The following is a 1,765-nucleotide window of genomic DNA, read 5'->3' on the forward strand; positions in this document are numbered from 1 at the left end:
CCCTGTGGTTGTACTCACCTCATCTGATGCTAAAAACACTGAGGTTGTAAAAAGATTTAAAAATGAATTTAACCATGAACAGATCTACTCACTTTACAACCCTTCACTAAAGACCGTAGCTCAAAACTCAGAAATTAAGCTTATCGATAAATATCAGACCATGGCCAGTCAGCTTGAAGCTGCAATCGTGCGCCCTGATACATTCCAAACATTGAGTGAAGATTTTGGTGCTTATCAAGTGGAAGAAATTAAGATGACCAATAAAAAAATTGATCGGGACCGTGTTAGAAATATGGCCTTTCACCCATCAGGTTCTTTAGTTTTAATGAAGCGAGGCACCGAAATGTTCGTCCCGCATGGAGACACGCATTTACTGCTAGGTGATATTATCACAGTAATCGGTAACGGTGAAGCTCTCAAAGATTTCAGAGCGAAATTTATTTAGATTATATAGATTGCTTAAAAAGAAAAAAGAGGGATTGCTCCCTCTTTTTCGTTTAAGTATAATGCCTTTTATTATTTCAAATCAAAAGCTACATATACTTGTCCCACAGCATTTTTTGCGCCTTTGTTGAGTCTTGCCGCATCGTCACTATCGGCTATCTCATTAAGGCCGTAATTGTATCTTACACCAATCGACATTGGGTTGAAGTTTAATGCCATACCTCCTGAGATACCATAGTCCCATTTTTCATAGTCATCTCTATCGAGCTCAGTTCTACTATCTCCAAAATCACCTTCAGAAGAAGTATTTACTCCAACAAGGTAACCCACATAAGGACCTATGTGAATGTCTACATCATCGCCTAATTTAAATGTTGCCAATACAGGCACATCTAAATAGCTTAGGTTGAATTTGGATTCACCTCTGAATCCTGCAAAGTTGTAATCTGCGCTGGATCCTTTAGTTGAAAAGTTTAACTCAGGCTGAATCGCGAAGCTTGGAGCTAGCATGAGTTGTGTGTAAAAACCAGCGTGAAATCCGGCTCTCACATTTTCATCTTCAACATCATCTAAGTAAAGTGTACTCAAGTTGAGACCACCTTTAATACCTCCACGGGCTTTTTGAGCCGTTGATTTATTAGATGCCACCAACAGTACTACCAACGCCAGACATAAATATGTTACTTTTTTCATAGTCATTTCAAGTTTTAAATTTTCTAAATGAAGAGTGGAAAAAAGTGTGCCAATTACATTTCCGGATAGTGATTTAACTCTCAAAACATAATTTTGGGTAAATCTTTCCACAGGCTTGTAGATGATGACGAAAAATGGCCATAAAAGTCATAAATCGTGGATTTTAACTAATAATCTAAAAAAAATGCATTTTACAGAACTTACCTTTTAAGAATCAACTTGTTATAATAGCTTTGGTAACTGATTTTTGAGATTGAAAAGGCTATGTTTAAAAATAAAGAGGAAAAGCAAGTGAAAAATTCTACAGAGGCAATGAACTCTAACAACATCATCGGTAAAGGCAGTACTTTTAAAGGTAATGTCGAGACTTATGGTAATATAAGAGTGGAAGGAAAAATAATTGGAGATCTTACTTCAAAATCTAAAGTTGCGATCGGACCGTCAGCTATGATCGATGGTAACGTTTTGGCTCAGGTGGCTGAAGTTGAAGGCGAAGTAAAAGGATCTTTAGAAGTAACTGAGTTGCTTATCCTCAAACCAAACTGTAAAATAACCGGAGATATCATTACCAATAAATTGGTAGTTGAATCTGGCGCCAAGTTTGACGGTAAGTGTAAGATGGGTGATA

General features: G+C 37.1%; 3 protein-coding genes. 2 read left to right on the top strand and 1 reads right to left on the bottom strand.

Annotated features, from left to right (window positions below; all coding sequences use genetic code 11):
• On the top strand, window positions 1-445 hold a 445-nt coding region (locus E1176_RS01495; protein WP_185152538.1), incomplete at its 5' end, for a TrkA family potassium uptake protein.
• 71 nt (window positions 446-516) lie between these two features.
• Here E1176_RS01495 and E1176_RS01500 read toward each other — a convergent pair.
• On the bottom strand, window positions 517-1,137 hold the full coding sequence (locus E1176_RS01500) for a porin family protein (protein ID WP_185152539.1): 621 nt from the start codon (window positions 1,135-1,137) through the stop codon (window positions 517-519).
• Between the two features lie 264 nt (window positions 1,138-1,401).
• On the opposite strand from E1176_RS01500, the gene E1176_RS01505 reads away from it, so the two are divergent.
• Window positions 1,402-1,765 (top strand): bactofilin family protein (locus tag E1176_RS01505; protein ID WP_155208812.1); only part of this gene is annotated, 364 nt, incomplete at its 3' end.

It is taken from the genome of Fulvivirga aurantia (assembly GCF_009711475.1).
Lineage (GTDB): Bacteria > Bacteroidota > Bacteroidia > Cytophagales > Cyclobacteriaceae > Fulvivirga > Fulvivirga aurantia.